The organism is Methylomonas subterranea, from assembly GCF_024505185.1.
GTDB classification, from domain to species: Bacteria; Pseudomonadota; Gammaproteobacteria; order Methylococcales; family Methylomonadaceae; genus Methylomonas; species Methylomonas subterranea.
In genome coordinates, this window is sequence record NZ_JANIBJ010000088.1 from 1 (window position 1) to 1,231 (window position 1,231).

Annotated in this window: 1 protein-coding gene; it reads right to left on the bottom strand. The window is 61.6% G+C overall.

The window, feature by feature from the left end; genetic code table 11:
- Nucleotides 1–1,231: 1-deoxy-D-xylulose-5-phosphate synthase (gene dxs / locus NP590_RS20390; protein ID WP_256604583.1), on the bottom strand; the 1,231-nt coding region annotated here is incomplete at both ends.

The following is a 1,231-nucleotide window of genomic DNA, read 5'->3' on the forward strand; positions in this document are numbered from 1 at the left end:
GCTTCGATGGCGGCCAAGATGCCCTTGGCATCCAGGCCGCACAGGCTCAGCAGTTCCTCGCGGCTGCCTTGTTCGACGAAGCGGTCGGGCAGGCCGAGGTTGAGTACCGGCAGCAGGATTTTTTGCGCCTGCAGGAATTCGTTGATGGCGCTGCCGGCGCCGCCGGCGATGACGTTTTCCTCGACGGTGACGAAACTGTCGTGGCTTTTGGCCAGTTCCAGCACCAAGGCTTGGTCGAAGGGTTTGACGAAGCGCATGTTGACCACCGTGGCACCCAGTTGCTTGCCGGCGTCCAGGGCCGGCGCCAGCATGCTGCCCCAGGCCAGAATGGCAATGCGGCTGCCTTTATGCCGGATTTCGGCCTTGCCGATTTCCAGTGTCGTCAAGCCGCCGTCGACCGCAACGCCGGGTCCCTTGCCGCGCGGATAGCGTACCGAGGCCGGGCCGTTGTAATGAAAACCGGTGCTCAACATTTGCCGGCACTCGTTCTCGTCGGCCGGCGCCATCACCAGCAGGTTGGGGATGCAGCGCATGTAGCTGAAATCGTAACTGCCGGCGTGAGTCGGGCCGTCGGGACCGACCAGACCGGCCCGGTCCAAGGCAAACAACACATCCAGATTCTGCAAGGCCACGTCGTGAATCAACTGATCGTAGGCGCGTTGCAAAAAGGTGGAATAAATCGCCACCACCGGTTTGGCGCCCTGGCAGGCTTGGCCGGCCGCCAGGGTGACGGCGTGTTGCTCGGCTATCGCTACATCGAAGTAGCGCTTGGGGAATTGCTGGGAAAATTTCACCAGACCCGAGCCTTCGCGCATGGCCGGGGTAATCCCTAGCAGGCGTTCGTCTTGCGCGGCCATGTCGCACAACCAGTTGCCGAACACTTCGGTGTAGGTCGGGTGCGGCGACGGCGCCGATTTGGGCAGGGAATCCTTGCTGGGGTCGAAGGCCGGTACGCCGTGGTAGGCCAAGGGGTCCTTTTCGGCCGGGGCATAGCCCTTGCCCTTTTTGGTCACCACGTGCAAAAACACCGGTCCGGAAATGTCCTTCAGCTTTTCCAGCGTCGATACCAGCATGTCGACGTCATGGCCGTCGATGGGGCCGAAATAATTGAAGCCCAGTTCTTCGAACAAGGTGCCGGGCACTATCATGCCCTTGACGTGTTCCTCGGTCTTGCGCGCCAATTCCCACACCGACGGCATGCTGGCCAGGGCTTTCTTGCTTTCTTCCCGCA